General features: G+C 58.5%; 1 protein-coding gene and 1 pseudogene. Both read right to left on the reverse strand.

Going from position 1 to position 1,605, the window contains the following annotated elements:
- Positions 1-1,232, reverse strand: a pseudogene (gene istA, locus EOC06_RS36965) (IS21 family transposase); the annotation flags it as partial.
- A 111-nt stretch (positions 1,233-1,343) separates the two neighbouring features.
- A partial coding sequence (locus tag EOC06_RS36970; protein WP_206631352.1) for a recombinase family protein occupies positions 1,344-1,605 on the reverse strand: 262 nt, incomplete at its 5' end.

The following is a 1,605-nucleotide window of genomic DNA, read 5'->3' on the forward strand; positions in this document are numbered from 1 at the left end:
GCGCTGGTGGGACTTCGGCATATGCTCATTGACGGTGATGTGGCCCGAGCGCTGCGAGCTTCTGATGTGGCTGGCGATCCGCTTATGGTCAAAGAAGATCTCGACTACCCGGTAGGTCAGTCTCACATCGACCCGCCTGCCGATCAGACCGTGCGGCACGGAGTAGAGTAGAAGGTCTTGTCGACTTCGACATGATAGTCGGGATGGACCTTGGCGACTTTCCATTCCGCATACTCAAACGGTGTTGCCGGCAGTGGCTTGAGCTGGGTGCGTTCGACCTCATCAAACAGCGCACGGCGGGATTTGCCGTAACGGCGCATGGTGCGACCATTGAGGTCCTCGATCAAAGCGCTGATCCGGATATTGAGATCAGCAAGGCTGAAGAAGCGTTCGTTTCGAAGCCTGGCCAGCACCCACCTCTCGACGATTAAAACCGAACCTTCGGCGGATGGCTTATCCCGAGGACGTTTCGGTCGTGCTGGAAGAATGGTCGTATCGTAGTGTTCGGCGAAGGCGGCAAAGGTCGCATTTAACGTCGGCTCGAACCAAAGCGCCTTAGCAACCGCGGATTTGAGATTGTCGCAGATCGTCGTCTTGGTCACGCCGCCGAAGTAACTGAAGGCCCTTTGGTTCGCTTCGATCCAATCCGGCAGCTTCTGGCTGAAGCTCGCATAAGAGAACGTCAATTGCGACGCGCTCAGCACCGCGACGTAAATCTGGGCCGCGTAGATCTCTCCTGTCGACGGGTCGATAATGGGGATCGTGTGTCCAGCATAGTCGCACTCCATCGCGACGCCAGCAACGTGTCGGTTGCGATAGGTGGGTTTGACGCGGCTTTCGTATTCGCCAAAACGGCCGCAGAACCAGGTGTAGCCATAGCCGTCCACATGGGTCTCACGATATTCCTGCCACAGAAGACTAAGCGTCACGCCTTTCCGCTTCAACTCGCTTGCAATCTTCGGCCAGTCCGGCTCATCGATGTCGCGCGGCGGCCGTCCCATTCGGCGAAAGAGCCGTCGCTCCAGAACCTCGTCATCGTCCAGTCCAGGCGGCAGCGGCCAGACCGCAAGTCCGCCTTCCCGCGCCCGCAGCAGATACGTCGACACCGACGTCTTGCTGATCTTCAAACGCTCCGAAACCGCCCGCACAGGCAGGCCCTGCTCGAACGTCAGCCGCAGTATCGATCGGATGTCCTTCACGCTCGTATGTCTCGCTCGCTTCCGTCTCGGCATTGATGTCCTCGCTTCGAATACGAGGGCAAAATGCCAGATCGGCGCTTACGAAAATCGACCCAATTCCGCCGCCGGCTTTGTCCGCGACTTACTGAATTGCGTGTCCCGGACTTACTGAAATCCGTGTCCGCGACTTACTGAAATCCTTGTCCCGGACTTTGCGAAACCCGCACTTTCCCAGCCGACGTAGCCTTCGTGTGCACCCGGGATCAGCGCCAGCCATTCATCACGCGCCTTACGGCGGCTGCGCGAGCGAATGGCTGTTGCATCATATCCCGACGCAGCACGAGTCTTACCATAGGCGTAGGCGCCGCCGTAGATCGGGTTCTCGATCATTCGGTGGATGGTCGCATAGCTTGGCCTGCGCCAGACC

The sequence above is a fragment of the Mesorhizobium sp. M7A.F.Ca.MR.362.00.0.0 genome, assembly GCF_004023175.1.
In the GTDB taxonomy this organism is placed as follows: domain Bacteria; phylum Pseudomonadota; class Alphaproteobacteria; order Rhizobiales; family Rhizobiaceae; genus Mesorhizobium.